This window comes from Aequorivita antarctica, from assembly GCF_007997155.1.
In the GTDB taxonomy this organism is placed as follows: Bacteria; Bacteroidota; Bacteroidia; order Flavobacteriales; family Flavobacteriaceae; genus Aequorivita; species Aequorivita antarctica.
Genome location: NZ_VORT01000006.1, coordinates 207,029 through 233,299 on the forward strand (window position 1 = coordinate 207,029; position 26,271 = coordinate 233,299).

The 26,271-nt window shown below is 37.2% G+C and carries 19 protein-coding genes and 1 CRISPR repeat array (1 of these 20 running past the window's edge); of the genes, 12 read left to right on the forward strand and 7 right to left on the reverse strand.

What is annotated here, in order from left to right:
• Nucleotides 1-1,136: direct repeats of the CRISPR family, unit length 46 nt; unit sequence GTTGTGATTTGCTTTCAGAATTGTATTTTTAATGATTAATCACAGG; it begins 954 nt to the left of the window's first position.
• Nucleotides 1,137-1,244: 108 nt separating this feature from the next.
• Genes cas2 through cas9 form a run of 3 tightly spaced genes read right to left on the reverse strand, consistent with a single transcriptional unit; the run spans nucleotide 1,245 to nucleotide 6,665 of the window.
• Nucleotides 1,245-1,592 (reverse strand): CRISPR-associated endonuclease Cas2, encoded by a 348-nt coding sequence (cas2, locus tag ESU54_RS10380; protein ID WP_111845759.1) that lies wholly within the window; start codon nucleotides 1,590-1,592, stop codon nucleotides 1,245-1,247.
• Nucleotides 1,593-1,630: 38 nt separating this feature from the next.
• Nucleotides 1,631-2,530, reverse strand: a complete 900-nt coding sequence (gene cas1 / locus ESU54_RS10385) for a type II CRISPR-associated endonuclease Cas1 (RefSeq protein WP_111845760.1) — start codon at nucleotides 2,528-2,530, stop codon at nucleotides 1,631-1,633.
• A gap of 10 nt (nucleotides 2,531-2,540) precedes the next feature.
• The gene (gene cas9 / locus ESU54_RS10390) at nucleotides 2,541-6,665 is read right to left on the reverse strand and encodes a type II CRISPR RNA-guided endonuclease Cas9 (RefSeq protein ID WP_111845761.1); all 4,125 of its coding nucleotides are present in this window, start codon (nucleotides 6,663-6,665) and stop codon (nucleotides 2,541-2,543) included.
• Between the two features lie 566 nt (nucleotides 6,666-7,231).
• On the opposite strand from cas9, the gene ESU54_RS10395 reads away from it, so the two are divergent.
• From ESU54_RS10395 to ESU54_RS10425, 7 genes are all read left to right on the forward strand, one after another.
• A complete protein-coding gene (locus tag ESU54_RS10395) occupies nucleotides 7,232-7,786 on the forward strand; it encodes an RNA polymerase sigma factor (protein WP_111845762.1) in 555 nt (184 codons plus the stop codon).
• Between the two features lie 61 nt (nucleotides 7,787-7,847).
• Nucleotides 7,848-8,450 carry a YceI family protein gene (locus tag ESU54_RS10400; protein ID WP_111845763.1) on the forward strand — a complete coding sequence of 201 codons (603 nt, stop codon included), beginning with the start codon at nucleotides 7,848-7,850 and terminating at the stop codon, nucleotides 8,448-8,450.
• Nucleotides 8,451-8,456: 6 nt separating this feature from the next.
• On the forward strand, nucleotides 8,457-8,861 hold the full coding sequence (locus ESU54_RS10405; protein WP_111845764.1) for a DUF6789 family protein: 405 nt from the start codon (nucleotides 8,457-8,459) through the stop codon (nucleotides 8,859-8,861).
• A gap of 95 nt (nucleotides 8,862-8,956) precedes the next feature.
• The gene (locus tag ESU54_RS10410; RefSeq protein WP_111845765.1) at nucleotides 8,957-9,667 is read left to right on the forward strand and encodes a flavodoxin family protein; all 711 of its coding nucleotides are present in this window, start codon (nucleotides 8,957-8,959) and stop codon (nucleotides 9,665-9,667) included.
• Nucleotides 9,668-9,686: 19 nt separating this feature from the next.
• A complete protein-coding gene (locus tag ESU54_RS10415) occupies nucleotides 9,687-10,439 on the forward strand; it encodes a DJ-1/PfpI family protein (RefSeq protein ID WP_111845766.1) in 753 nt (250 codons plus the stop codon).
• 54 nt (nucleotides 10,440-10,493) lie between these two features.
• On the forward strand, nucleotides 10,494-10,985 hold the full coding sequence (locus ESU54_RS10420) for a DUF4251 domain-containing protein (protein ID WP_111845767.1): 492 nt from the start codon (nucleotides 10,494-10,496) through the stop codon (nucleotides 10,983-10,985).
• A gap of 421 nt (nucleotides 10,986-11,406) precedes the next feature.
• On the forward strand, nucleotides 11,407-14,130 hold the full coding sequence (locus ESU54_RS10425) for a galactose-binding domain-containing protein (protein WP_111845768.1): 2,724 nt from the start codon (nucleotides 11,407-11,409) through the stop codon (nucleotides 14,128-14,130).
• Nucleotides 14,131-14,321: 191 nt separating this feature from the next.
• Here the strand turns inward: ESU54_RS10425 and ESU54_RS10430 are convergent, their stop codons facing one another.
• A complete protein-coding gene (locus ESU54_RS10430) occupies nucleotides 14,322-14,705 on the reverse strand; it encodes a DUF3037 domain-containing protein (RefSeq protein ID WP_111845769.1) in 384 nt (127 codons plus the stop codon).
• Nucleotides 14,683-15,480, reverse strand: coding sequence for a HipA family kinase (locus ESU54_RS10435; protein ID WP_111845770.1), 798 nt, complete (start codon nucleotides 15,478-15,480; stop codon nucleotides 14,683-14,685). Before ESU54_RS10435 ends, ESU54_RS10430 begins: the two co-directional genes overlap by 23 nt.
• 143 nt (nucleotides 15,481-15,623) lie before the next feature.
• Here ESU54_RS10435 and ESU54_RS10440 point away from each other — a divergent pair, with 143 nt between their 5' ends.
• Nucleotides 15,624-17,102 carry a potassium/proton antiporter gene (locus tag ESU54_RS10440; protein WP_111845788.1) on the forward strand — a complete coding sequence of 493 codons (1,479 nt, stop codon included), beginning with the start codon at nucleotides 15,624-15,626 and terminating at the stop codon, nucleotides 17,100-17,102.
• Here the strand turns inward: ESU54_RS10440 and ESU54_RS10445 are convergent.
• Nucleotides 17,091-17,945 carry a hypothetical protein gene (locus ESU54_RS10445; RefSeq protein WP_111845771.1) on the reverse strand — a complete coding sequence of 285 codons (855 nt, stop codon included), beginning with the start codon at nucleotides 17,943-17,945 and terminating at the stop codon, nucleotides 17,091-17,093. The two genes, ESU54_RS10440 and ESU54_RS10445, sit on opposite strands and share 12 nt — an antisense overlap.
• 189 nt (nucleotides 17,946-18,134) lie before the next feature.
• On the opposite strand from ESU54_RS10445, the gene ESU54_RS10450 reads away from it, so the two are divergent.
• From ESU54_RS10450 to ESU54_RS10460, 3 genes are all read left to right on the forward strand, one after another.
• Nucleotides 18,135-18,716, forward strand: coding sequence for a DUF3124 domain-containing protein (locus ESU54_RS10450; protein WP_170253272.1), 582 nt, complete (start codon nucleotides 18,135-18,137; stop codon nucleotides 18,714-18,716).
• A 247-nt stretch (nucleotides 18,717-18,963) separates the two neighbouring features.
• A complete protein-coding gene (gene yaaA, locus ESU54_RS10455) occupies nucleotides 18,964-19,725 on the forward strand; it encodes a peroxide stress protein YaaA (RefSeq protein WP_111845772.1) in 762 nt (253 codons plus the stop codon).
• A 72-nt stretch (nucleotides 19,726-19,797) separates the two neighbouring features.
• A complete protein-coding gene (locus ESU54_RS10460; RefSeq protein WP_111845773.1) occupies nucleotides 19,798-20,457 on the forward strand; it encodes a uracil-DNA glycosylase family protein in 660 nt (219 codons plus the stop codon).
• A gap of 2 nt (nucleotides 20,458-20,459) precedes the next feature.
• Here ESU54_RS10460 and ESU54_RS10465 read toward each other — a convergent pair whose 3' ends face one another.
• The gene (locus tag ESU54_RS10465; RefSeq protein ID WP_111845774.1) at nucleotides 20,460-23,750 is read right to left on the reverse strand and encodes a VCBS repeat-containing protein; all 3,291 of its coding nucleotides are present in this window, start codon (nucleotides 23,748-23,750) and stop codon (nucleotides 20,460-20,462) included.
• Nucleotides 23,751-23,932: 182 nt separating this feature from the next.
• On the opposite strand from ESU54_RS10465, the gene ESU54_RS10470 reads away from it, so the two are divergent.
• A partial coding sequence (locus tag ESU54_RS10470) for an HYR domain-containing protein (RefSeq protein ID WP_146848117.1) occupies nucleotides 23,933-26,271 on the forward strand: 2,339 nt, incomplete at its 3' end.

Below are 26,271 nucleotides of genomic sequence, written 5' to 3' on the forward strand. Positions count from 1 at the left end.
CGGACCATTATAACTTAGCGTTCCGGTTCTGTTGTGATTTGCTTTCAGAATTGTATTTTTAATGATTAATCACAGGCAATTTGAACATTTAAGACAGCAGGGCGCGTTGTGATTTGCTTTCAGAATTGTATTTTTAATGATTAATCACAGGTCAGTCGGTAAGTACAAAAGGATTTGTTAGTTGTGATTTGCTTTCAGAATTGTATTTTTAATGATTAATCACAGGCAGTTACAATTTGAAATTCTGTATCGTAGGTTGTGATTTGCTTTCAGAATTGTATTTTTAATGATTAATCACAGGAAATCTTTGTCGCGTAGTGTTTTGCGTAGGGTTGTGATTTGCTTTCAGAATTGTATTTTTAATGATTAATCACAGGTTCTTACAGGATTTTAAAAAACCATTTAGAGTTGTGATTTGCTTTCAGAATTGTATTTTTAATGATTAATCACAGGCGATGTAACCGAATTGCTGAAATTAAAATGGTTGTGATTTGCTTTCAGAATTGTATTTTTAATGATTAATCACAGGTGAAATGGTTAAAGCGGTTTAGTTATGAAAGTTGTGATTTGCTTTCAGAATTGTATTTTTAATGATTAATCACAGGTTGAAGCTGTCATTTTCAAAGAAATCTCCGGTTGTGATTTGCTTTCAGAATTGTATTTTTAATGATTAATCACAGGTGATAACAATTTTGGCAATTATGGCCTTGAGTTGTGATTTGCTTTCAGAATTGTATTTTTAATGATTAATCACAGGACACTAAAAAATTTTACTTCAATTCGTGAGTTGTGATTTGCTTTCAGAATTGTATTTTTAATGATTAATCACAGGTATTAGTATTAATAATATTAATAGCATTAAGTTGTGATTTGCTTTCAGAATTGTATTTTTAATGATTAATCACAGGTATAAGTTTATTGCTATTCAATTAATAGTAGTTGTGATTTGCTTTCAGAATTGTATTTTTAATGATTAATCACAGGAAAGCACATTCACAATTATAGCATCTAATCGTTGTGATTTGCTTTCAGAATTGTATTTTTAATGATTAATCACAGGAATTATACAATCCATAATTGCGAATTGTAAGTTGTGATTTGCTTTCAGAATTGTATTTTTAATGATTAATCACAGGATACCAGCCCTAAAAAGCTGGTATCCTGATTTTTAAGGGTGTTTGTGAAAAATAAAATTCAGCATAAAAGTTGATATGTCAACTGAGATTGACCGTACTTTTTAGGTTTTAAAAAAGTTCGAGTTGTTGCGAGGGTGCTTCGGCTCGTACTTCCATTTGCCCGTTGAAAAGCTCGATCATCCCAAATTGTTTGTCGGTAATCTGCATTATTCCTACTTTTCCTTTTTTTGGTAATGCGTTTTGCGTTCTTTTTATATGGACGGTAGCGTTCTCACGGCTTGCACAAAACCGCATGTAAATACTAAATTGGAACATGGCAAAACCATCATCTAACAAGTTTTTCCTAAAGCGAGCTGCGGCTTTTCGTTCAAGCCGTGTTTCTGTTGGTAGATCAAAAAATACGAGTACCCACATAGTTCTGTATTGGTTTAGCCTTGTAAAATTATTTTCGTTCATAAATTACTCCACTTTGGAAAGAGGCTAGGAGGATGTTATTAATTAAATTCAGGATATAAAATCTTTCTGCTTTCGCCCGAAAAACATTCATAAAGACTGTTTGTTGTTCGGCTCATTGCTGTCATTAACGGGCTCCATTTACCATCTAGCAGCACGTCCATTGCAGGTACGCTAAGTAATTCAGTTTTTAGGTTTGTTGTTAAATCGCTAATATTTCCTCCGGTTTCTACCAAATCATAAACCAAGGAATCAACATATATACGGTAAGGCTCCATAATATCATCTGCCAAGCAAAAGGCATTGTATTTATTTTTATGAAAAATACCTACCGATGGTAACATACCACTACTAATTAAAGCCCTTGCGGTAACGGCTCTTAAAATGGCGTACCCATAATTGAGTAGGTTATTGGGCGGAATTCCTTTTTGGTTTCGGCTAAAATTTTCTACGTTCTCAAAAAGTGACTGAAAGTAATGCGCTGCCGCAATTGCTTCGTGATTGCCGGTATCGCCACTTTTTACTTCTTTTGCCCAGCGTTTTAATTTTAGGGCATTTTTTTCCCTTTTTAATAAATGGTTGGCTTGGTTTTCAATCTTAGCTTCAATAGTTTGTTGCCACAGGTTTTTCTTTAAGGGTAGGCTGGCGTTTAGTTGATGCCGCATACGTTCTGTTTGCTCTGTGTGCCCTACCAATGGTTGTAACAGAGAGCAGGGCAGGTGTTGCTTATCACACGTTATTACGGCGGTTTTGTTTTGCACCAATTTCATTAACAACCCATTGGTAATGGTAATTTGCAGATTTTCAAGTACTACATAGCCCAAATCTTCAATCGGGATGTTTACTTCTGCTTTTCCTTCCTCAGGAAAGTTTACTACCAATTGCTCGTTCTTTGTGCTTAGGTATGCTGGATTGCCGAAAAAGAGGGTGCGTTTTATCATTGTTTAATATTTAATATTCTCCAATTTGCACAATAGTTCCTAGATGGTTTAGCCTCACTTTAATAATGCCTTCTAAATACTTTTCACTTTGGTAAAATTTATATGTTATTTCCGAAAGCTCTTTCTTATTTTTGAATGTGTCTGCTCCAACTGCTTCTGTTTCTAAATGATGATTGAAAACATAATTTTTTGTTGATAATTTTTGGACCCTAAACAGGTTGCTACTAATAATTTTTCTGTTATTTAAATCTTTCAAATCTATTTCCGAAGGATTAAAATCATCGTTTGGAAATAAAAACATCTCGTTTTGCTTCATTGTGAAAAGAAATTCCCAACCATTTTCGTGATTTTTATTTATGATTGGTTGTCCCAAATTTTTTCTGATAACTGCCTCGTAAAACGAAACAACCTCCTCATTTAAATTTCCATTTTCATCTCTATAAATTGAAACATGATGATTGTTGCCAGTACTGATATAATCAACAGGTATTTCATTGCCATAGCTGTCTTTTAGTTCATTGCCAAGATGGTCTTTCGATAAGTGTAATGGCTCAGCATTGCTTACACCTGTAATCGTAATTCGTTTAAACTTAATGCCTTTTTCTTCGTTTAACCAAATAGGATTTTCGTCTAAATTTACAAATGCTTCTTTAGGTTTCCCGTTAAAATCATCCAAGCGTTTTTGGAGAATTTTGCGTAATCCAACATCAACTACTTTGTCAATCTTTAAGTCTGGAGTTATTTCTTTTCTTATCGTAAACCTATCTTCAAAAACTACGGTTTTAACTTTATCTGTTAACACAGCTCCATTTTCATTTAAAAGAATTGGATTTTTAGAGAGACTGTTTTTCCCTGTAAATGCTTTTTTCGCATCTCCATCAAATTCTTGTAAGCGTTTTAAAAGTAACTCTCGATATTTTTTCTTTGCAACTGTTGCAATTTTTTCCTCGTCAAAAGCACCACCTATTTTCTCAAGTTTGGTTTTATATTCAATAGATTTTCCATAAATAGTTTCTTTGTGCAATTGTCCACGAGGAGTTAGTTCTTTTTTTAATAGGTGACCACCTTCAACTTTAATCTTGTTTTTATTATTGGTTACAACCTTATTTTTTGCTTTATGTGAAATTAGGATACGTTCCAAATGTTTTTTACTCTCTTCACGAATAGTTGGGAATGGCTTTATAAATTTTCTACCACCTTCTTTATCTCTAAAAGTATATTTTTCTTTAATCTTTTCAATTGTAAAGCCTTTACTGCTTTTTCCGCTGTCATTATTTAAGTACTGAATAAAAGCCCTTTTTGTAAAAGCTACCGCAATCGCATCCATTGCGTGATGTCTGTGATCATTGCGTTTGGTCCAATCTTGTATGCGTGGTAGTTTTTTACCGTTTTTGTTAGTTTGGTAATACGTTAACCCCAACGCTTCATACTTTTCCCAATTCAATTCTTGGAGTACGTTGATTAACTCCCAATCACTTCTCAATTTTGCTGTAATCGTTCCAGAGGTTGAAACAATATCTTTCGAAACCACCTGTAATAATTGAATGGCTTTTTTTGCGATGTAAGCTGAATTGCCCAAATCGCGATTCAAAAAACCTTCAGGAATCTCTTCTTTGGTCATCAACAGTTTCTTCCGTTTCATATACCCAATGCCATCGTTGTCTTTAAAGACTTCTTCCACACGGTCTTTAAAATCTGAAAGCCATCCTTTTCTTTCACAATAATCAAGTGCTGTTTCGTTTCCTTTTTCAAGATTATTGTCCCTTAATTCCAATGTTTTGTTAGAAAATGAATCATCAAATAATACAGATTGTGGTATAATATGCTCTACATCAAATTTATTAGTGAATAAATCTTCGGGTTTTATGTAAGTGCCAGAATACAGCGTTTTGTACCCGGTTACTTTTAATTCTCTGTATAATTTATATTTAATCAAGTCCTTTCTGCTCACGTAAGGAATTCCAAATTCCTTTTTTATTTTTTCACGTAAATTATCATGGTCTTTTGTAGCCCGTTCTATGGCTTTGGTCATTTCGCCACGTTGCTCGGCTGTCTTTTTTAGCTCTCTTGCCAATTCTACTCTTATTTCCTCGGGCCTTCCCATTTCTGGACTTTCAATAATGCCGTTGACAACGTGTATCATTTGGTTTAGAATTTTCTCAACAACAGGATTTCGTAAACTATTTTTTTGTAATATTTTAAGTTCTTGGGATTTCCAGTTTTTTTTGTCTTCCTTGGTTATGGAGTTGGAATGATTATAGCCAGCAAGCGCACAAGCTTCGTCATAACGTTTTCCGTCTTCGAGATAAGGATATATTTTCTTTATAGCACGAGCACTCAAACTGCCATAATCTTGCTGAAAAGTAACGTTAACCAACAATCGTGCGTGTTGCTCCTTAAAGCCAAATTTGTTCTGTAATTTCTCAATAAGTGATTTTATCCCAGTTTCTGAAGTATCATCTGTATAGGAATATAGCAAATGCCAAAGTTCGTAGCTAGGCTGTTTAGCAAAACCGTTACCTTGTAAAGTAGGATTAAATTCTAGTATTTCATAAGTTATCCCAACGGTATGAAAAATTGATTTTAAAGCGTCGACCAACTCTAGGCCGTTCATCTCTTTAAATTCAATAGGATGCCCTTCTAAATCAACAATTTTCTCATATATTTTAAGCAAAGCACTTTGCGTTCTGTTGCCTTCTAGTTTTTTGAAATTGACCTTAAAATTTTCGGCCTTTTCCTCTGAATTTTCAAATAACCACTCCAAGAAATCTTTATCTGAAACACTTTCAACACAATTCAATTTTTCAAAAAGATCTTTTTTGGTGTCTTCTTCAATGTGGTACACTTCTAAAGTTTTATCTTTTGCCGAAACCTGAATTGAATTTATATTTTGCCAAATCTTGAAGTGCTGAAATAGAGGTGAAGATTTTGGAATTACTTTTGGACCAATTTCTTTGGTTTTTTTAACTCCATCAATCAAAACTTCTCTTTCAGTACCTTCAAGCTCGCAGATATTTATAAGCCCTTTTTGTGACTTTAGAGGTCGTTGGTAAAATATGGTTATATTTCTAATATCATCTTTTATTTTTTCAGTAAGCTCTGGATAGTGTTTGCTTTGCTCAGTCCAAATGGCATCAAATTCATTCATATAGTCTTGACGGTAGAAAACTTGGTTTTTTAAAGAGGTATTCGGGTTTTCTTTAAGTTGATTGTATAAAAATTGACCAACTGTTAAATTGTCAAAATATAATTCTTTGCTTCTATCGCTAATGGCTCCTAAATAACCACTAGACTGGTTTATTTTATTATTCACTTCGGTCAGCACATAGGCAACTTCTTTCAAGTCCATTTTTTCTGAAATAGCTTTTGCACGCCATTCATATAAACGTAGTTTTTTTTCGGCACCTTTATTTTCAGCTCTTTCTGTGCCTATTGTTTTTTCAAAATATTTACCTGAAGCTTGTTGACCTAAACCTTCTAACGCCTCTTTGTGATGTGGCATCAATGAAGCAGGATAAAATTGTTTTTGAAAATTCCAAATTAGATCAAACTCTGCCTGTAAATCTGAACGATAATAATCAGGCAGCATTCTTTTACCTTCTTTTAATAGCTGAAATGAAAGTTGTCCTGGAGTCAGATTTTCATTTTCCAACCTTTTTGCAATCGCCATTCCATCAATTAATTGCCCTTCCTCTTCATTATTAGCCTTGCGGCTACTTTTATACCCGCGTTTTTTATTAATCATTAAAAGGACACGTGCAAATTCTTCTTTAGTAAGTTTTTGTGAAGTGGCTTTTGCTCTAAAATCATATGTGCTATGGGTAGAATCTTTTGAGTCTTCAGCAAGTTTTGTGGAATCATTGATAAATCCAATTTCATTTAAAATTTTAATTAAGACTTTACGTCTCAATTTATAACGTTGTAGATTTCTACGTGCTCCACGTTTTAACGTACGGTCGGCATTTATAGTAATACTTCTGCCACGTTTAAAGTCATTTTGTTCATCAGTAGATAATGGCACAACTCTTACACCTGCATTAATAATTGAGGATAATTCATCCTCTCTTTCAGCTTCATTAACATAAGCCCACCCAATAGAGGTAGTCCCCAAATCCAATCCTAAAATTCGTTTCATAAATATGATTTTTTTAATAGACCTACAAATTATATAATTTTATTGAAACAAAATTGCGGAAAACCGTAAGTGCACTTAAAAATATTTGTTTATATTTACTTCACAATTCTGAAGCAAATCACAATAAGGATTATTCCGTTGTGAAAACATTCAAGGTGGTACTCTAAAAAGTATCACCTTTTTTTTGTTGAATGTTGCTCGAACATTATTGTTCAAATTTTTTTAGGCTCTGAGCTAAAACATATAGACCGCATTTACTGTAGCTATTGCCAAAGCATTAATGGAACACGCAGACCGATTACTTTCGGAAGATTTAAAAACTCAGAAAACAGATATTTTTTCAGCGAAATAGGACAAACGCTATTCAATCTTTTAGCAGTAAGATTTTTAATTAAATTACAACAAGTATAAAATTGCTACTACGATTTCCTTCAGCGCAATAGAATTGAGAATTTAAAGGAGATAGATTTAAAGGTTAATTAAAACCTGAAGCCTTTCTTATAAGCATTTTGAAAAAATTACTGGATTTGATGTAATTTTATAGGAATGCATGCTACATTTCAACAATGAAAGATTCGTTATTAGATGACTTGAAGGGCGAAAACAATTTTGCTTTTGGAACACTCTATCAAAACCACTTTGATACGGTCAAATATTTCGTTTTAAAAAACAATGGCAGTACAGATGATGCAGATGATGTTTTTCAGGATACCATGCTTGTTTTGGTTGAAAAAATGCGGATGGATAATTTTGTATTAACGGCTTCCATAAAAACCTACATTGTAGCAATAAGTAAGAACATCTGGTTCAAGAAATTGAGAAATGCCGGCCGCGAAATAGCGTTCGAAAATATGCACGAAAGCAATTTTTACGAAGAAATCAATATAGATATCGAACGTGAAAAAACTTATGCGGATAAAATGAAAGGTTATATGTTGAAGATTACTGACCATTGCAGTAGGTTAATCAACGATCTTTTTTACAAAGGCAAGGAGCTTGCCGAAATACAAACCCAATACGGTTATACCACTAGGCATAATGCTGTTAATCAGAAGCATAAGTGCATTAGCCAAATACGAAAAATCAAGGAGCAAGAAGAAAAGCAAAAAAATAATTTATAGCAACGGGTGATATTTTGAAGTTATTGGTATTAATAAGTATAAACCAATAAAAACAAAACAGATGATTTCAAAAATGAAAACCCTTTTATTCGCTTTTTTTGTGGCATTCCTTTTTTCTTTTACCGCACAAGCACAAGATTCCGGCACGTGGATGCTGGATAAAGACCACACTTCTGTCAATTTTTCAATCAATCACTTCTTTTCTGAGGTTAAAGGTAATTTTACCGATTTTGATGGCAGTTTTCAGCTAGATCCCCAAAACCCGGCTAGTGGAAAAATCAGTTTTACCGTTAAGGTAAAAAGTATTAATACTGAAAATGCAAAAAGAGATTCTCATTTACAATCTCCAGATTTTTTTGATGCTAAAACCTATCCAGAAATAACTTTTGTTTCAACAAAGCTGGAGCCGACTTCAAAAAATGAATTCCTTGCGCATGGAAATCTAACAATGCGGGGTGTGACCAAAAAAGTGTCTTTGCCTTTTAAAATCACAGGAGAAATGGAACACCCTATGATGAAAGATACTATGATTTTAGGATTGCTCCTTAACACTAGCTTAAATAGAACACATTATAATGTAGGCACAGGTAGTTGGTCTACAACAATGGTTGTAGGCGATGAGGTACAAATTAATATCCCAATGGAATTAAATCAAAAAAAATAGAATACTATGAAAGCTAATGTAAGTAAATCAATTGCAGCAGGTATTGTGGGTACAATAGTAATGTCGTTGGTAATTTTAATGGCTCCCTATATGGGGATGCCAAAAATGTCGCCTCCCGCAATGGTAGCTGGAATGTTGGGAATGCCTTTGATAGTGGGCTGGATTATGCACTTTATGATAGGAATTGCATATGCCTTTGTTTATGTGTATCTTTTTGATCCTAAAGTAAAAATTGCAAATACATTATTGTCTGGGTTACTTTTTGGCTTTTTGGCATTTGTCTTTGCTAAAATTATGATGACAATTATGGGCATGGCGCCAGGCGAAGGGTCTATGGTAATGTTATTAATGGCAACATTAATTGGTCACCTTGTATTTGGACTGGGAGTGGCGTTTACAGCTCGAAAATAATTAATTATAACTACGAAACAAAATTGTCAAAAGTTCAGTTGATTCATAATAACTTTGAATGCTTTTGACAGTTTTGTTTTCAAAAACAACATATTATGCAAAAACCAGATTTTTCAAAACTAAAAGCACTTTATATTAACTGTACCTTAAAGCAATCTCCGCAAATGAGCCATACACAAGGATTGATGGACGTTTCGCAAAATATTCTGGAAGCCGAAGGGGTTTCTTTTGAAAACATTCGCCTTGTGGATCATCCCGTTGCCTACGGCGTATATCCAGATATGACAGAGCATGGCGCGAAAGAAGATGCATGGCCAGAGATATGGAAAAAAGTGGACGCAGCAGATATTCTAATTGTAGGCACTCCAATTTGGTTGGGAGAAAAATCATCTGTTGCTACAAAATTAATTGAACGGCTTTACGCAATGAGTAGTTTGCAAAATGAAAAGGGGCAATATTATTTTTACGGAAAAGTGGGTGGTTGTATTATTACGGGTAATGAAGATGGTATAAAACACTGTGCAATGGGTATTCTCTATGCTTTGCAGCATGTGGGCTACAGTATTCCGCCCCAAGCAGATTGTGGTTGGATTGGGGAAGCTGGTCCCGGACCAAGTTATATGGACAAAGAAAGTGGTGCAAAGCACAATGATTTCACCAATAGGAATACTACCTTTATGACTTATAATTTGCTCCATTTAGCAAATATGATGAAAGCGCAAGGTGGTTATCCCAAATACGGAAACTCCCGAAGAGATTGGGATGACGGTACGCATTGGAGTTTTGAAAATCCAGAATATCGCTAAAACACAAACCTTTATTACAATGAAAAAACTAAACATTCTATTTATTGTTTTATCCCTATCGTTGATTGGCTGTAATTTCGGCACAGATAAGTCCACCAATCCAGAAAGCGGCCCAACAGATCCCGAAGTTGTGGCCGCAGCTGAACAACAATTATTAAAGCCAATAAACGACAGTTTGCCAATAATTGGCCTGTTGATGTACAACGGCGTTTTGACTACAGAAGTTACCGCCACGGCCGATGTTTTTACAAAACATACTGAGGCTGGGAAGCAACTGTTTAATGTAATCACAATCGCTGAAACTTCGGATCCAATTGTAAGTGAGGAAGGTTTAAAAATAGTTCCGGATTACACTTTTGAAAACTGTCCAAAACTGGACGTGCTTTTTGTTCCCAGCGCTTATGATATGTACACCCAAGTTCACAATCCAAAAATTGTAAGCTTTATAAAAGAGCAGAACAAAAACACAAAATATACCGTGAGCAATTGTGCCGGCGCTCATTTAATTGGCGAATCTGGAATTGCAGATGGCAAAAAAATTGTGACTTGGATTGGCGGGGGAGCAGAGCTTCAAAAGTTATATCCCAATCTGAAAGTGCAAAATGATAGTGTTGTGAGATATATGGAAGACGGCAAGTTTATTTCTTCCAACGGAAATTTAATCAGCTATGTTTCCGCATTGAACGTATTGAAAAAGATGGCAGGGCAGGAGCAGGTTGATTTTGTGGAGTCGTATATCTATTTGAAACAATTGCAAGATTGGAAGCAATAAAAAGTTGCAGTAGCCTGTCTTAGTTACTATTACTTAAACACAAAAAGAAGGATTATGAAAACATCTAACCTATTGTTTGCAGTGCTATTTTATTTTATTCTTGTAAGTGCATTAGCGCAAGAAAAGGATATAAAAGCAAGCACATCCCAAGAAACAGAAAATACTAGCAACATTGAAAACTTGTTGAATTCCAAAACCTTTGAGTTTGTTGCCAACACAGCATTTCCCATAAGTGGAACCCCAAAAAATTTAGTGGGAAGTGGTTATTCCGTAACCTTTTCCCCAGAGAAAATTGTCAGTAACCTCCCTTTTTACGGAAGAGCTTATGGTGGAATGGCTTTGGGTCGTGACAAAGGGATGCGTTTTCAAGGAAAACCTAAAAACTTTACTATTGAAAAAAATAAGGAATACAAAGTAAACACTACTGTAAATGATGAAGGGAATACGTATTTAATAGCATTGTCAGTAAATGATTCAGGGTATGCTTCACTTACTATAAGCAGTAATGACCGTGGTACTATCAGTTATCAAGGAGAAGTTAAGTAGTTAATCGCAATAGGTGGTTTTAGTTTTGATTTGACCCCCAACATTAATCCAGAGTAATACTCAACCCGATTGGGTTGAAGGTTCAATACTTTGCATACAATTTCAAGAAACAACCGAAGTAATATATCATACCAAAGAAAATTTTACCTTTAAGGAAGATTAGGTAACTCTTGTTGAAAATAAATGGAACTTATATCGCTTATTGTCAATCTTTTAAATACGTTAAAAACAAAATAATTATAAAAGATAACCCTCAATAGGATAAGATAATTTTTATTATCTTTACGGCCTATCCCCATTACACCCTTTTTTAAAAAAGGGTGTAATGGGGATTTTTATTAGACCCTAAGAACGCTAATCAAATAAATTTTTAATTTTTTCAATATGAAAAATTTTAAACTGGAAATAAAATTAATTGATCATGAAAACTAAAAGCAAATTTGTATTTATAATTGGACTGATTGTCTTTTTCGGTTTCTCAAATTTAACAGCACAAACTACTAGTGTATATGTGATTGCCCATCCCGATGATTGGCAACTATTCATGAACCCAAATGCATACCACAGTGTTAAAGGTGCCAACGAAAAAGTTATTTTCCTGCATGTAACTGCTGGAGATGGTGGTGGAGGTTCAAGCAGTAGTTATTATCTGGCAAGGGAAGAGGGAAGTTTAAGAGCCATACGGTTTATGTCCAATACCTTTACCAATGTAGGTGCTCTTGGCAATAACATGAACCAAACCACTGTAACGGTAAACGGGCACCAGCTTTTAAAATTTTCATACCGAAATGCAGTAGCCTATTTTTTAAGATTACCTGATGGAGATTACAGTGGAAATGGTTATCCTTTGAATAACAATAAAAGCTTGCAAAAATTATATAATGGTTCCATAGCAAGCATTTCGGCAATTGATGGAACCGCTACATATAGTTCTTTAGCCAATTTGGAGGCCACACTTCAAGCAATAGTTACTTCTGAAATGATTCCCTCCTCCAATGTTACATTCAACGTGGCGGATGATGATTTGGGTATAAACCCAGACGACCATTCTGACCATATTTATGCTTCGCTAATTATGCAAGATGTTGCCAACAATATTGGAGGAGTTGCTTTAAATTTATATACAGAGTATTTCACTGCTTCCAAAGCTCAAAATGTATTTAACGATGATTATTTGGTGAGTGCTGGTACTTGGGCAGCAACAGCTTCTGGTCTTTCTGACAGCTCCTATTATAGTTCTTGGGATAATACTCACAATGTTTGGTTAGGGAAACAATATTTCAGAACAGTTCCCGCAAATAACAACCCTGTCGCTACGGTGGTTGCTCTTGATGCTAGTGCAGGAGAGAATCCATTGGATTTGGGTACCTTTTCTGTAAATTTAAATTCGGTAAATACTGGCAGTCCGATTACAATAAATTATACAATAAGTGGGTCTGCAACACCTGGATCTGATTATACTTCACTTTCGGGAACGGTGACTATACCCAATGGGCAGCAAAGCGAAACTATTACGGTTACTCCAACTGACGACACGGAGGTGGAACCATCTGAAACCGTCATCATCACATTGTCGGAGGGTACTGGTTATAATATAATTGCCCCTGTAACTGCAACGGTTAACATTTCCAGTGACGATGTTATTCCTCCTGGAACAAACCTTGCGCTTTTAAAACCAACAACAGTATCTAACGGAGCTTCTACAAAGGATAGGGCTGTTGATGGCATCTATAACAGAAACAACTATTGGCAGGGGATTCCATATCCACAATGGTGGCAAGTGGATCTTGGAAACAATTTTGACATTAGCAAAATAGTATTGACAACATATTATGGCAATAATCGCTATTATCAATATGACATCCAGGCCTCTACAGATGGAAGCAATTGGACAACTGTAGTTGATTTTAACGCAAATACGACCCCTGCGACGAGTCAAGGAAATACTTTCAACCTCAGTAATCCGAAAGCCCGTTATTTAAGGGTAAATATGAATTATAATTCAGCGAACCAAGGGGTTCATATCATGGAATTTGAAGCTTATGGAACCATGTCGGGTAATAATCCTCAAGTAATAATAAATGCAACAGATGCATCTGCTGCCGAGAATCCGTTGGATAGCGGAACCTTTACGGTAAGCCTCGGTGCAATAAATAACAACGGTCCACTTACGGTTAATTACACCGTTGGAGGCACAGCTACTCCAGGTTCCGATTATACCGCACTTTCGGGGTCGATAACTATCCCCAATGGGCAGCAGAGTGGGAGCTTAACAATAATCCCTATTGATGATACAGAGATAGAACCGTTAGAAACGGTAGTGCTTACACTTTCCTCGGGTACTGGTTATACGGTGGGTTCACCTTCGAATGCCACAGTAAATATTATAAGTAACGACAATCCACCGCCTGTTGGAAATATTGCTTTAAACAAAACAACAACCTCATCCAGTGGTACCGAAAGACCGAGTTCAAAAGCGGTTGATGGTATCTATACAATAGATAATTGGTGGGGAGCCAGTCCTTTCTCTCAGTGGTGGAGTGTAGATTTGGGAGCTGAATACGATCTTAGCAAATTAGTGGTTTTTACGTATTATGATGGTGTAAGATATTATCAATACGATATTCAAGGTTCAGTGAATGGGACAAATTGGACAACTTTGGCCGATTACAATGCAAACACAACTCCGGCAACTAGCCAAGGGAATACCTTTAATCTTAGCAACCCTACAGCACGCTATATACGGATAAATATGAATTATAATTCATTCAACGTTGGAGTGCATATCATTGAATTTGAAGCCTATGGTGCGCTGACCGGAAGTTTTGGAAGAAACTTTCCCGATCAAACAAGTTCATCAGAAAAAATATCAAATGAAAACTCGGAAAAGTATTCTTTATCGGTTTATCCCAATCCAAGCAAGTATGGAAATCCCATAAAAGTAGGCCTTCAGCTACCAAAAGATCAGCGCGCTTCAGTAGAAATCTTTGATGTCAATGGAAAAAAAATCGCAAACAAAGACTTCGACCTTAAAAAAGGGTTTAACGAAGTTGAAATACCTACTAACTATTTTTCAGTGGGAATGCTCATTGTTAAAGTGGATATTCAAGGCGAGATAATAACCAAAAAGATTTTCCTCGAATAAGTTGAAGTTGGTGCTTTTTCTATTTCAATACCCGCTGGCAATTCAGGTTATGTAATGCTTGTAATAAGAAGTAATAATCACGGGAATATTTTTTATACGGGGAAGGTTTTCGCAGTACTGAATAATTAACCGGAAGTAAGGCAGAATAAAGGATTATCGAGCAATTCTAAACTGCTCGATGCCTCAACTTTTTAAAGCACCAATTCCCCAAAAAGCCTTTCCAGAGTAGCATCCAAATCATTGCTAAACCCATTGTGCGGGCGTGAGGTTTGAAGCGAAGAACTGCGTTGTGCTGTAAGCCATCGAAACCTATCAGGGAATTCCCATTGTGCCACAGGGCCTCCTTCCTTTGATCCTGAGCAGATTTTTTCGAAAGCGTTGAGGTTCTTCTCAAAATCCTCTACTTCCAGTTCACAGGAAAAAAGTTTTAGTTTTTCGGTGTCAATGCGATATTTACAATTTAGGTATTTGGCACCTTTACTGAAAAGAATGATACCCACATTCAGGAATTCCTCGCGTTCTACACGGGGCACCAAACGTATTACCGCATATTCATACAAGTGTTTCCCGGGCATCCTGAATTTGTTTTACAAAGTTGTTAGCATTGTTTCTTCTAAGTACTAAAAACTGATAGTACACTTCTCTAATTTCTGCGGCATTCATTTCTGCGCCTTCCCAATTTAACCAATCTAAAGGGATGAGGTTTGTTATTTCCTGTAGTTTTTCATCGGGAAGCAGTGCTATCATTTCACTATGTATTTCTTCGACCGTGGTAGCCTGAGACAAAAGAACGTGATCTTTTATATAAGGAAACGGACTTACAGCTGCTTTTTCCCAGTCGCCCCAAGCATGTTGAAAATAAAAAGTAGCACCGTGATCAATCAGCCAAAGTTCCTTATGCCAAATGAGCATATTGGTGTTTTTTACCGTTCGGTCTATATTGGTTATAAAGGCATCTAGCCACACAATTTTAGAAGCCAAATTTTCATCCACAGTTATTACGACGGGATCAAAGGTTAAGGCGCCCGAGAGAAAGTGCAAAGCCAAGTTGAGTCCTTGGCTGCCCTTTAATAAATCTTGAATTTCCTCGTCGCCTTCGCTGCGTCCAAAGGCTTCATCGAGCTTAGCGAAAACTAGCTCGGGTACTCTCAGGCCTAATGTTCGAGCAATTTCACCGCCCAACAATTCTGCAATCAAGGCTTTTACACCATGGCCTGCGCCGCGAAATTTTAGCACGTATTTAAAATCGTCGTCCGCTTCGGCCAAAGCAGGTAAAGAACCTCCTTCTCTTAGCGGAGTTATATAACGCGTAACGTTTACGGTGCGGAGTTCTATTTTGTTAGTTGCCATTGCTTGCAAAATTAGGGTTATTTGTGAATATGGAACTAGAATTCTGTGGAGATGTTTTTGTTCGTGCTAAAAATAGATTCCAGTTATTTTTGAAAGTTTAAATTCGTATTTTGCTAAAATGTGAAACATTAAACCGAAAGTTATTGGATTTAACCATTGAAAACATTTTACTTGTTGGTTCGTTATTGCTTTTTATAAGTATTATAGCGGGTAAAACTTCTTATAAATTTGGTGTTCCCACCTTAGTTCTTTTCTTGGGAATTGGGATGCTAGCGGGTGAGGATGGCATTGGTGGCATCAGCTTTGATGATCCGCAACTCGCACAATTGATAGGCATAATTTCATTAAATTTCATTCTTTTTTCAGGGGGTCTTGATACCGACTGGAAAGCTGTAAAGCCTATAGTGAAAGAAGGTTTTGTGCTTTCAACTCTTGGGGTTTTATTGACAGCTGTTGGCCTGGGAACTTTTGTTTATTACGTAACAGATTTCACCATTTATGAAAGTTTGCTCTTGGGAAGTATAGTTTCCTCAACAGATGCGGCTGCCGTATTTTCCATTTTACGATCTAAAAACCTAGCGCTCCGTGCTAACTTGCGTCCCACCCTCGAGATGGAAAGTGGGAGTAACGACCCTATGGCCTATGTGTTGACCATTGCTTTTCTGGGTTTGGTAATCAATCAGGATAAAGGATTGGCCTCCATGATTCCGTTGTTTTTTCAACAAATGATTATTGGAACCATAGCTGGATTTGGTTTTGGAAAGTTAAGCAAGATTATAATCAATAAAATCAACCTAGATTTTGAAGGCTTATATCCAGTGCTTGTAATTGCATTGATGTTTATTACTTTTTCCGTAACCGATTTTGTGGGAGGTAACGGCTTTTTAGCTATTTATATTTGTGCTGTCTTCTTGGGGAACCAATACTTAATCCATAAGAAAACCATTCTTAAAATGTATGATGGCTTGGCGTGGTTGATGCAGATTGTGCTTTTCTTAACCTTGGGTCTTTTAGTGTTTCCATCACAGATTGTTCCCGTAATTGGCATCGGACTTATAATATCTTTGTTTTTAATTTTTGTGGCGCGTCCTGCGGCGGTTTTTATAAGTTTGATTCCCTTTAAAATGAAATTGCGAAGACGGTTTTATATTTCTTGGGTTGGATTACGCGGAGCCGTGCCAATTGTATTCGCAACCTACCCTTTATTAGCTGGCATTGACAAGGCCAATATGATGTTTAATATTGTGTTTTTCATTTCACTCACCTCTATTTTGATTCAAGGAACGACCCTTTCAGTAGTTGCAAAATGGTTAAAGGTGAGTATTCCCAGCGAGGAGAAAAAAATAACTCCCTCAGAAAAATTCCTTGAGGAACATCCCAAAACAGAAATGCGGGAGATAGGTATTGCAAATGGAAACAAGGTGGTGGGTAAAAAAATTGTGGATATTGAATTCCCCAAAACCGCAATTATCGCAATGATAAAAAGGGATGAAAAATACATTACCCCCAACGGTGGTACTGTAATTATGGAAGATGATGTGCTCATTGTTCTTTCTGAAAATAAAAAGGGTATCAAAAAGGTTTTCAAAGCTTTAAACATTCAAGAATTTTCAGCTGCTTAAATTTGAATAACGGGTTTTAGAAATACTTTTGGCGTCGTATTTTTTTATTTCTTGGGCAGCAAGTAATTCTATTTTAGAATATTTCAAACTGAAATGAGGGAGAATTTTGTTTTCAAATTCATTTAAAAAAGACGGATAACTCACAACAAGTTTTTTTCCGGAGCGAGCTTTTTCAGCACCATTTTTATGTGCTTCAACCATGGCTGAAAGATAATCTTCAAAAGATTCGGTCTGTACATTTTCGCCCAAAAAGTATTTCTGAAGTATAGGTGTTGGATGGTAAAACCATTCCACAAAACCAAGACCAGATTTTGAAAGACTTTGAACAACTTCCTCAGTTTTTCTGTCTATGAATATCCACGGTACTTCTGGATATGCTTTTTGAAAAAGATTGATAAAAAACACATTCCACGAACTAAGTTTGAAAATTAGCTGCTCTGCCTCGCCCAATGACTGTAAATAAGCGTCAATTATGGTTTTGAGGCTTTTTAACAGCATTGTTTCCTCGAGATTATAGAACACTTTAGAAATTAAGAGCCCGTTGATGGCTTCTGTTTCGGAAACTATGCGTGTCTTTTTTGAAGCACCAAGCATGTTTGCCAGCAGGGTGGAACCGCAGTGGGAAGTATGGAAAATAAAGCCTTTTAGTTTTAATGATCCTACATTAACTGAATTTGATTCAGCGCTTAAGTCAATTTTTTTTCGGTTAGAATTCATTGAGCGAACCAAAGGAACAGCATCATTAAAAAAAGGATAATCAAAAACTTTCGACGGTAATTTTTCGGTGATAACAATGGGCTTTTCACTTACTTGCGTATAAATGGGGAAATAAAGTTTTTTCAAATTGAAATATTTAAAATAATAGGGTATGAAGCTACAAAATGTGATTTAAAAGGAGCAAAATATTAAAAGGAGAATTACTATTTTTCCTTTAACTTTGAAAATAATGAATACCATTTACACAACTAATTGAACTATTGTGGTTATGGGTAAGCAAATATTAAGATGTTTTCTATTCATTAGTTTTATAAAATGTCTTTTCTCAAAATATTATATACAGGTGAATATCACATTATAAAAAACTTTTATAAAATATCACAAATCACAACCTTATTATTGCTTATTGGAATATTTGTGGCCTGTGAAGAACCCAAGGGTATTAGCTCCTATCAATCTAATCATTGGGAAGACCATTATGTTGATCCTGAAATTTCGGGGCAGAAAGGGGATTCGCTCCAAAAAGGGAAGACCTATTTGAGCATCTACTCGCACATTTACAGTTTTTCGTTGGAAAAATCGCAGAGCTTAACCGCTATGGTTAGTCTTCGGAATGTGAGCGATACGGACACTATCTACATTTCAAAAGCAGATTATTACGATACTGAAGGACTATTAATACGCCATTATTTCAAAAAACCTATCTATTTAAAACCTTTGGAAACTGTGGAGATAGTGATTGACGAAATAGACAACCACGGCGGCAGTGGCGCCAATTTTATTTTTGAATGGACTACAAAATACACAACTCCCGAACCGCTTTTTGAGGCAATTATGACTTCGCTTCGTGGTTCGCAGGGATTGAGTTTTACTACCATTGGAAGAAGAATTGATTGAAACTTGAAATACGAAGTCCGAGCGACGAACGACGAGCGACGAGCGAAATTTGAAATACGAAATACGAAATACGAGCGAAGAGCGAAGAGGTAAATTTAAAATACGAAATGCTAGCGACGAGCTACGAAATAAAAGCGAGGGACGAAGTGCTAGGTTTTGAAATTCCAAATTCCGAATGAATTCATCCCGAATTAACGAATCAGAAATTCCAATTGTTTTCGTTATTTTTGAAGAAAAAGCTAAGTAGATGAAAATAGTAATTTCCCCAGCCAAAACGCTAGATCTTGAATCCAAACTCCCCACCACCCGCGCTACGCAACCCAAATTTTTGGAAGCTGCTGAAATGATAAATAGCAAGTTGGAGCGCAAAAGCAAAAAAGCAATTGGCAAGCTGATGTATATCAGCGATAAACTGGCGGAGCTCAATTACCAACGATATAAAGAATTTAATACTCCTTTCACAAAAGAAAATGCCCGCCCTGCGGTTTACGCTTTTGCAGGTGACGTTTATACGGGTTTGGATGCATACACCATCCCTTCAGAAAAGCTTGATCTGTTACAAAATTCACTCCGCATACTTTCTGGAATGTACGGTTTGTTGCGCCCTTTGGATTTAATGCAGCCTTATCGTTTGGAAATGGGAACGAAACTTCCCGTAAACCATAAAAAAGATTTGTATTCCTTTTGGAAAAATACACTTACAGAAACCTTAAACGAAGAGTTGGAAGATGATGAACTTTTCTTAAATCTTGCAAGTGTAGAATATTTTAACGCTATAGACGAAAAGAAACTTAAGGTGCCTGTAATTTCTCCTGTTTTTAAAGATTTCAAAAACGGGGAATTGAAGATAATCTCTTTCTTCGCAAAAAAAGCGCGCGGTAGTATGGTGCGTTTTGTTATCGATAAAAATGTAACGACCTTGGATGAATTAAAGGGGTTTGATTATGATGGTTATGGCTATAGTGAAGAATATACAGAGAAGGAGAATGAGCCTGTTTTTATACGGTAAGCTCAAAGCTGAAAGTTTCAAGTTTCAAGTTGGGTTTAATCGACAATCATAAATCTAAAATCGTTAATCAATTTGTTCCACCACATTCACCCATACCCACCTTTCATTCCAGAATCTGCCACTAAACTGATTGTTGGTACCTTGCCGCCGCCGCGTTTCACAACTGGCGAGTTGAAGGAAGGTGATGTAGATTTCTGTTATGGAAGTCGCGACGGACAGTTGTGGCCCATTTTAGACATGATATTCGGCTTAGATTTAAAATTTGAAACCACTGCTGAGGCAATTGAACAACGCGAGCACTTCCTTATAAAAAGAGGTATTGGCATTTGCGATATGGTTGCATCTGCAAGACGTGAAAAAGTGGATGCTTCAGATATTGGGATGCTTGAAGTAGAGCTGCGAGATTTGGTTGCCGTGCTTCAGCAAAATCATAAAATAGATACGCTGCTTTTTACAGGTGGAAACAGTAAAAATGGTCCAGAATATTTCTTCCGAAGAAAACTGAAAGAATACAATATTTCGTTGAAATTGGTTTCAAACAAAGTGCCCCGAATTCATACACTTCAACTGCCAGATAACGGTCGAATTGTTAAAACCGTTTCCTTGATTGCCCCTTCGGGAGCAGCAAATAGAGCTGTAGGCACCCTTTTGGATTACAAAAAAATGAAGGACAAATTTCCCGAAAAAACAACTATCGATTTTCGGGTAGCCCAATACCGTCCTTTTTTCTAAACTTACGATTTAAAGTTAAAAATCTGTAGTGGCCCATTATTGCTAACAACTATAAACATTTCGTTACCGTTAATCTTGATAGATTTCATGTTCTTTGAATCGCTGGCTATAAATGGAACATATTCTCTGGAATAGTTAAAACTGCCTTTGCCATCACCCAACAATACATAACCGTAATTGCTGTCATAACGAATGGTTTCCACTTCGGCATCATAAATGGCGCCAACACCCATAATATCCATATTTCCATCGTTGTTGAAATCGCGGGAAATAAAAGAAAGGGTAGGACCCAACTGTGCTTCGTTTGGTAATCTTTTCACTTTAAACTTTCCGCCACCCAAGTTTTCTGCGTACATACTTTCAAAATCATGGCAAGTTAGTTTAAAAGCGTCTTTAAGCTCTTCTTCGCCGTAAATACCGTTCATATCCAATGTTGAAAATTCCTTATAGCTTTTTATCTTATCGAGCAAGAATGGGTTTTGTTGGCTGCTACATTCTTTTCCACGCACTGGGACAAGTCTTCCGTCGTTGATTTTGCTCATCGCTACATCAAAGCTGCCGTTATTGTCAAAATCTTTGGCATAAATAAACAGCGGTTTTTCTTCGGAAGGATGAAATTTATTGTTCCCACCAATGTTTCCAAAAACATAATCTTCATCGCCGTCACCATCAAAATCTGCGGCACTGACTGTAAACCACCAACCTTCGGTGTTTTCAAGTCCTGTTGTATTTTCGTTTTTGGTGAAACTTCCTTTATTGTTGGTGAAAATGGTTGGAGCCATCCACTCTCCGGTTACCAAAAGGTCAAGGTCTTTATCGTTGTCATAATCTGTAAAGACAGCTTCGGAAACCATTCCTATTTCTTTAAGTGAAGGGTTTTCTCCAGTTGCATCTTTAAATATTCCGTTTTCGTTTTTAAGAAGATAGGAGCGTGGGGAAAGCGGGTATTTTTTTGGAACTACATTTCCGCCAACAAATAAATCTAGGTCGCCATCAGCGTCATAATCTGCAGCCACAACACTTTTTCCAGAAACCAACATGGTTGGTAAAGCTTGTTTTTTGTAGGTAAAATTGCCTTTGCCATCATTCATAAACAGTCTGTCCTGTAAAAGCGGGCTATTTTCATCCAGTTCATAGCCAGCGCTTGCCACATAAAGGTCTTGGTCGCCATCGCCATCAGCATCAAAAAAGAGTGCATTTGCATCTTCATATTTTGCATTGTTTTTCCAAAGCGCTTCGTTTGTTTTTGTGAAATTTCCATCTGCTTTTTGAATGTATAAAGCGGCTTCGGCTCCTGCGGCATTACCTGCAAAAAAGTCGTCTAGTCCATCCCCATTAACGTCGGCCACGGCAAGACCACTGCCTTTAGTGGATTGTTTTTGGGGAATGAGAAGTTGAAGTGAAAAATCGTCAAAATCGTTCTCTTTCTGCATATAGTCAATTCCTATACTTGCAGGATCTATACTTGATTTTTTGGAAACGGGATTTTGATAAGTAACTGCTCCCACAACTGCGGTGTTATAATCCACATTATACATTTTGTTGCTTTTAGGGTTGTTCAGTTTTGAAATTTTTCCATCGGGCCATTGCACGACCACTTCGTCCACTTTATCGTTCTTGCCTAGTCCAAAATGAAGTATATCTGTCACAGAAGATTCAAAACCACGGGCAAGATACAACTGCTGAAATTGAATAGTATCTGCCTTTTTCACATAGACTTTCGCTCCAATTCCCAAGGAATTATTGCTTGGACCTTTCAGTTTTACTTGAAGATAATTGTTGTTGGCATTGTTTCGGTAAAGCCCTACCTCGTCGTCTATGTTGTTTATTATAAGATCCAAATCACCGTCATTGTCAAGGTCGGCATAAGCTGCTCCGTTTGAAAAAGTTGGGTCTTCCATTCCCCATTCCTTCATCCTTTTAGAAAAAGTAAGGTCGCCATTGTTTTTGTAGATATAATTGTTCAGTTTCTGAGAGGGCAGCATTTTTTGCACTTCTTCCAACGTCATCTGTTCATTGTTGGCTATTTTTTTCTTCATCTCCGTTCTGAAATCTTGGTTGGTGTAATCCTTGATAACTCCGTTTGTAATAAAGATATCCTTCATTCCATCATTGTCAAAATCGGCGATAAGTGGTGCCCAGCTCCAGTCGCTTTTTGCTACGCCGCTTAGGAGTGCAGTTTCGTTGAATTTTCCATTGCCTTTGTTATAATGTAGCATGTTGGTCATATAAGGATGGTTGTAACCAATAGCAACCATTTTGTAGAAATTTTCTGTATTCATGGATGCCATATTCTGCTTGCTGCGCTGATAGCTTTCAGCAGTCATATCAACAGTTATAAGGTCTGGAAGAAGATCGTTGTTTAGGTCTGCATAATCAGATCCCATACTATAGAACGATATATGGTCTATGCGACTGTTTATTTCGTTTTTGAAGGTGCCGTTTTTTTGGTTTATGTACAATTGGTCTGGCTCTAGAAAATCGTTGGAAACATAAATATCGTCCCAGCCATCGTCATTAAAATCACCCACGGCCGCAGCCAAGCCCCAAGCTTTGTTGTATAGCCTAGCTTCGCCAGTTACTTTTGTGAAAGTAGTGCCGTCATTTCTGTACAATTGGTCACTGGTAATCTCTTCAATTTGGTTTTGTATTTCGGCACTTATGGTAGTGTTGTTTTTGAAATCGTAGCGGTAATTAACTATGTAAATATCCAGATCGCCATCTTTGTCATAGTCTAACTGGTACGCTTGTGTAGAGTAGCCAGGATCGTCCAGACCCCATTTTTTAGCTTCTTCTTTAAAAGTACCGTCCTTTTGGTTAACGAATAGCAGATTTCTTCTGCCGTTATCGTCCTTTACTGAGCCTGCTTTGCAAACATAAATATCCAGCCAGCCATCGTTATTGATGTCCAGCATACTAGCCCCGGTTGAAAAACCTTTGTAGTCTTCTGCTTTTGAAGGTGTTGTAATATCTTCAAAAACGAAATTACCTTTGTTTTTATATAATTTATTGGGTCCCATGGTGGAAATAAAATAAAGATCCTGCAGTCCATCATTGTCAATATCGCCCACGGCCACGCCACCGCCAACATAGATATATGTATAATTTAAAAAGTTGAAATCTACATCTTCTTTTATCTTGTTCGTGAAATTTAATTGCGAAGTTTCAGAAGTGATTTTTGAATACAATGTAGTCGCATTGTCGGTAAATTCTGCATCACTTTCCTTTTTTGAAGTTTGTGAGCAAGAAAATAAAAACAGCGATAAAACAAAGGTTAGGAATTGTTTTTTCATAGTAAATGGGGTTAACTGCCTTTTATACAGATATTTAAAAATACAAATTTATTTTTTTCCTTGGTTAGTTGTAAATAATCCTTAAATGTATAAAATTTTAGTTCAGGGAATTATTTGTCATTTAGGATAAATTAAGGTATTTTTAACGACATTTTAACTATTAATTTTAAATTATCAATTTTATGAAAAAAATTACCTTTTTAATCTTAACGTTTTTCATTTGTGCAGTTGGGCTCGCCCAACCCGCAAATGATTTATGTGCGAACGCCATAGCCATTACGGGCGATGGCGTTATTAATGCCACTACCGTTGGCGCTACCGTTGATGCCGTTCCTGCCTGTATTACTGGAAGTGTGGCTCCTGGGGTTTGGTACACTCTTACCGATGCTTCTGGTGTACCAGGATCTTCAGTTACATTAAGTTTGTGTGGTAGTGCATATGATACAAAAATTGCTGTGTTCTCAGGAACCTGTGGCGCATTTGGATGCATTGCCTACAACGACGATTTTTGTGGCCTTCAGAGCCAAGCTACTTTTACAAGTGATGGTTCTTCAACGTATCATGTTCTTGTCTATGGTTTTGGTTCCGGCACAGGAGCATTTACCCTTACTACTACAGGATTTCCAGTGGCTCCACCTCCAGTTGGCGATATCAGCGAATGTGCTGTAGGCCTTCCTTTGCCTATAGACCCACCAGCATCTGTAACTTCTACTTTGACCGTTACTGAAACAGGTGTAATTGGTGTCGCTAATGGCGATTATCATTTTGATGATGTAATCCTGAACGCTGCAAGTGGATGGGCTAGTGACCTAGAAATTGTCTTGATAGCTCCATCAAGTGCATCATTGGTGCTTAGTTCGGGTAACGGAGGTATAGGAGGTTTGACCCCTGCCCAGACCCTAACTTTTAAAGATAGCTCAACAAATGATATTACTGCTTGGACGAGTGCACCCACATTACCTGATTATCAAGCAGAAGGTGGTTTATTAAATACTTTTTTTGCTGGGGAACCAGTTAATGGAACTTGGACTTTAAGCATCGTGGACAATGGTCCTTTCGGTGATGGCGGATCTTTAAACTCTTTCTGTATTAATATGTCTTTGATAACCGTAGTTGGCAATCCACCAACTATCGCTTGTCCAGCAGACATTACAATAAACAATGCCGTAGGTACCTGTGGTGCGGTAGCAAACTTTGCCGGTGTTGCCTTTGATGTTGAAGACGGGAACATCTCCTCTTCTATCGTGGCCACTCCTGCAAGCGGAAGCACTTTCGCTGTTGGTGTTACTAACGTAATACTTTCAGTTACCGATAGTGATGGAAATACCTCTACCTGTAACTTTAATGTTACTGTATTGGACAACGAACTTCCAGTTGCTGTTTGCCAAGATATAACAGTGGACCTTGATCCTGTAACAGGAATGGCTACTATTACTGCTGCCGATGTTGACAATGGCTCGAATGACAACTGTGGCATCGCCTCTATGAGCTTGGACGTTTCTTCGTTCGATTGCTCTATGACAGGTGCGAACACTGTAATACTTACAGTTACCGACAACTCAGGCAACTCTTCAACTTGTACCTCTACCGTTACCGTTCAGGACGTTACTGCACCAGAGATATTCTGTGTAGGAGGATTTGGAATCTTTACCGAGTCTGAGGACTTTGAAGGCGCTTCTGTGCCTGCAGGTTGGTCAACAATTGTAGAAGCTGGTGCTGCTGATTGGGAATTTGGTTCAGGAGATATGCCTATAGGTCCTGATTTTCCAACAAACGCCGCAATTTTCAATGATGATGCTGCGGGTAATGGACAGACCAACCTCGTAAGATTGCTATCTCCAGTATATGACCTTACCGGAGCTTCCAACGTAACCGTTGACTATGATGTGGCCTTCCAGGAATTTGGTGACCAAATCTTTACCGTTGAGGTATTTGACGGTGCAGCTTGGCAACAGATTGCTCTTTATGATGCAAACTTGGCCACTATTCAGACTGAATCAATCGATGTTTCTGCTTATGTGAACGCAGCATTCCAAGTACGTTACACTTATGATGACCTTGGCGGATGGGGCTGGGGACCAGGTGTTGACAACTTCTTGTTAAGCTATGAAGCTGCTTCTGGCGGAGGTCTTGATGTTTTCCTTGATGCAAACGGAATGGCTAGTGTAGATCCTAACGATCTTTTAGTAAGTGTTAACGAAGCTTGTGGATACACTGTTACCGCTGGCGGTGTTGGTGGAGGAACCACAGGTTCTTTAAGCACTATGTTTATAGGAACAAATGGTGGTGCCTCAGGTTGGACAGTAATGTACGACGTAACTGTAGGCCCAGCTGATATTGAAGTAACTGAACTAGACATTAATAGCACGAGTACAACGGCGTTTGATTTAGACCTATATGTTCTTACAGGAACTTATGTAGGTAACGAAACCAACGCAGCTGCTTGGGGTGCTGTTGCCGCTACTGGTTCTGGAACCGGTGCTGGTACAGATTTACCTAGTAATGTTGTTCTTGATGCTCC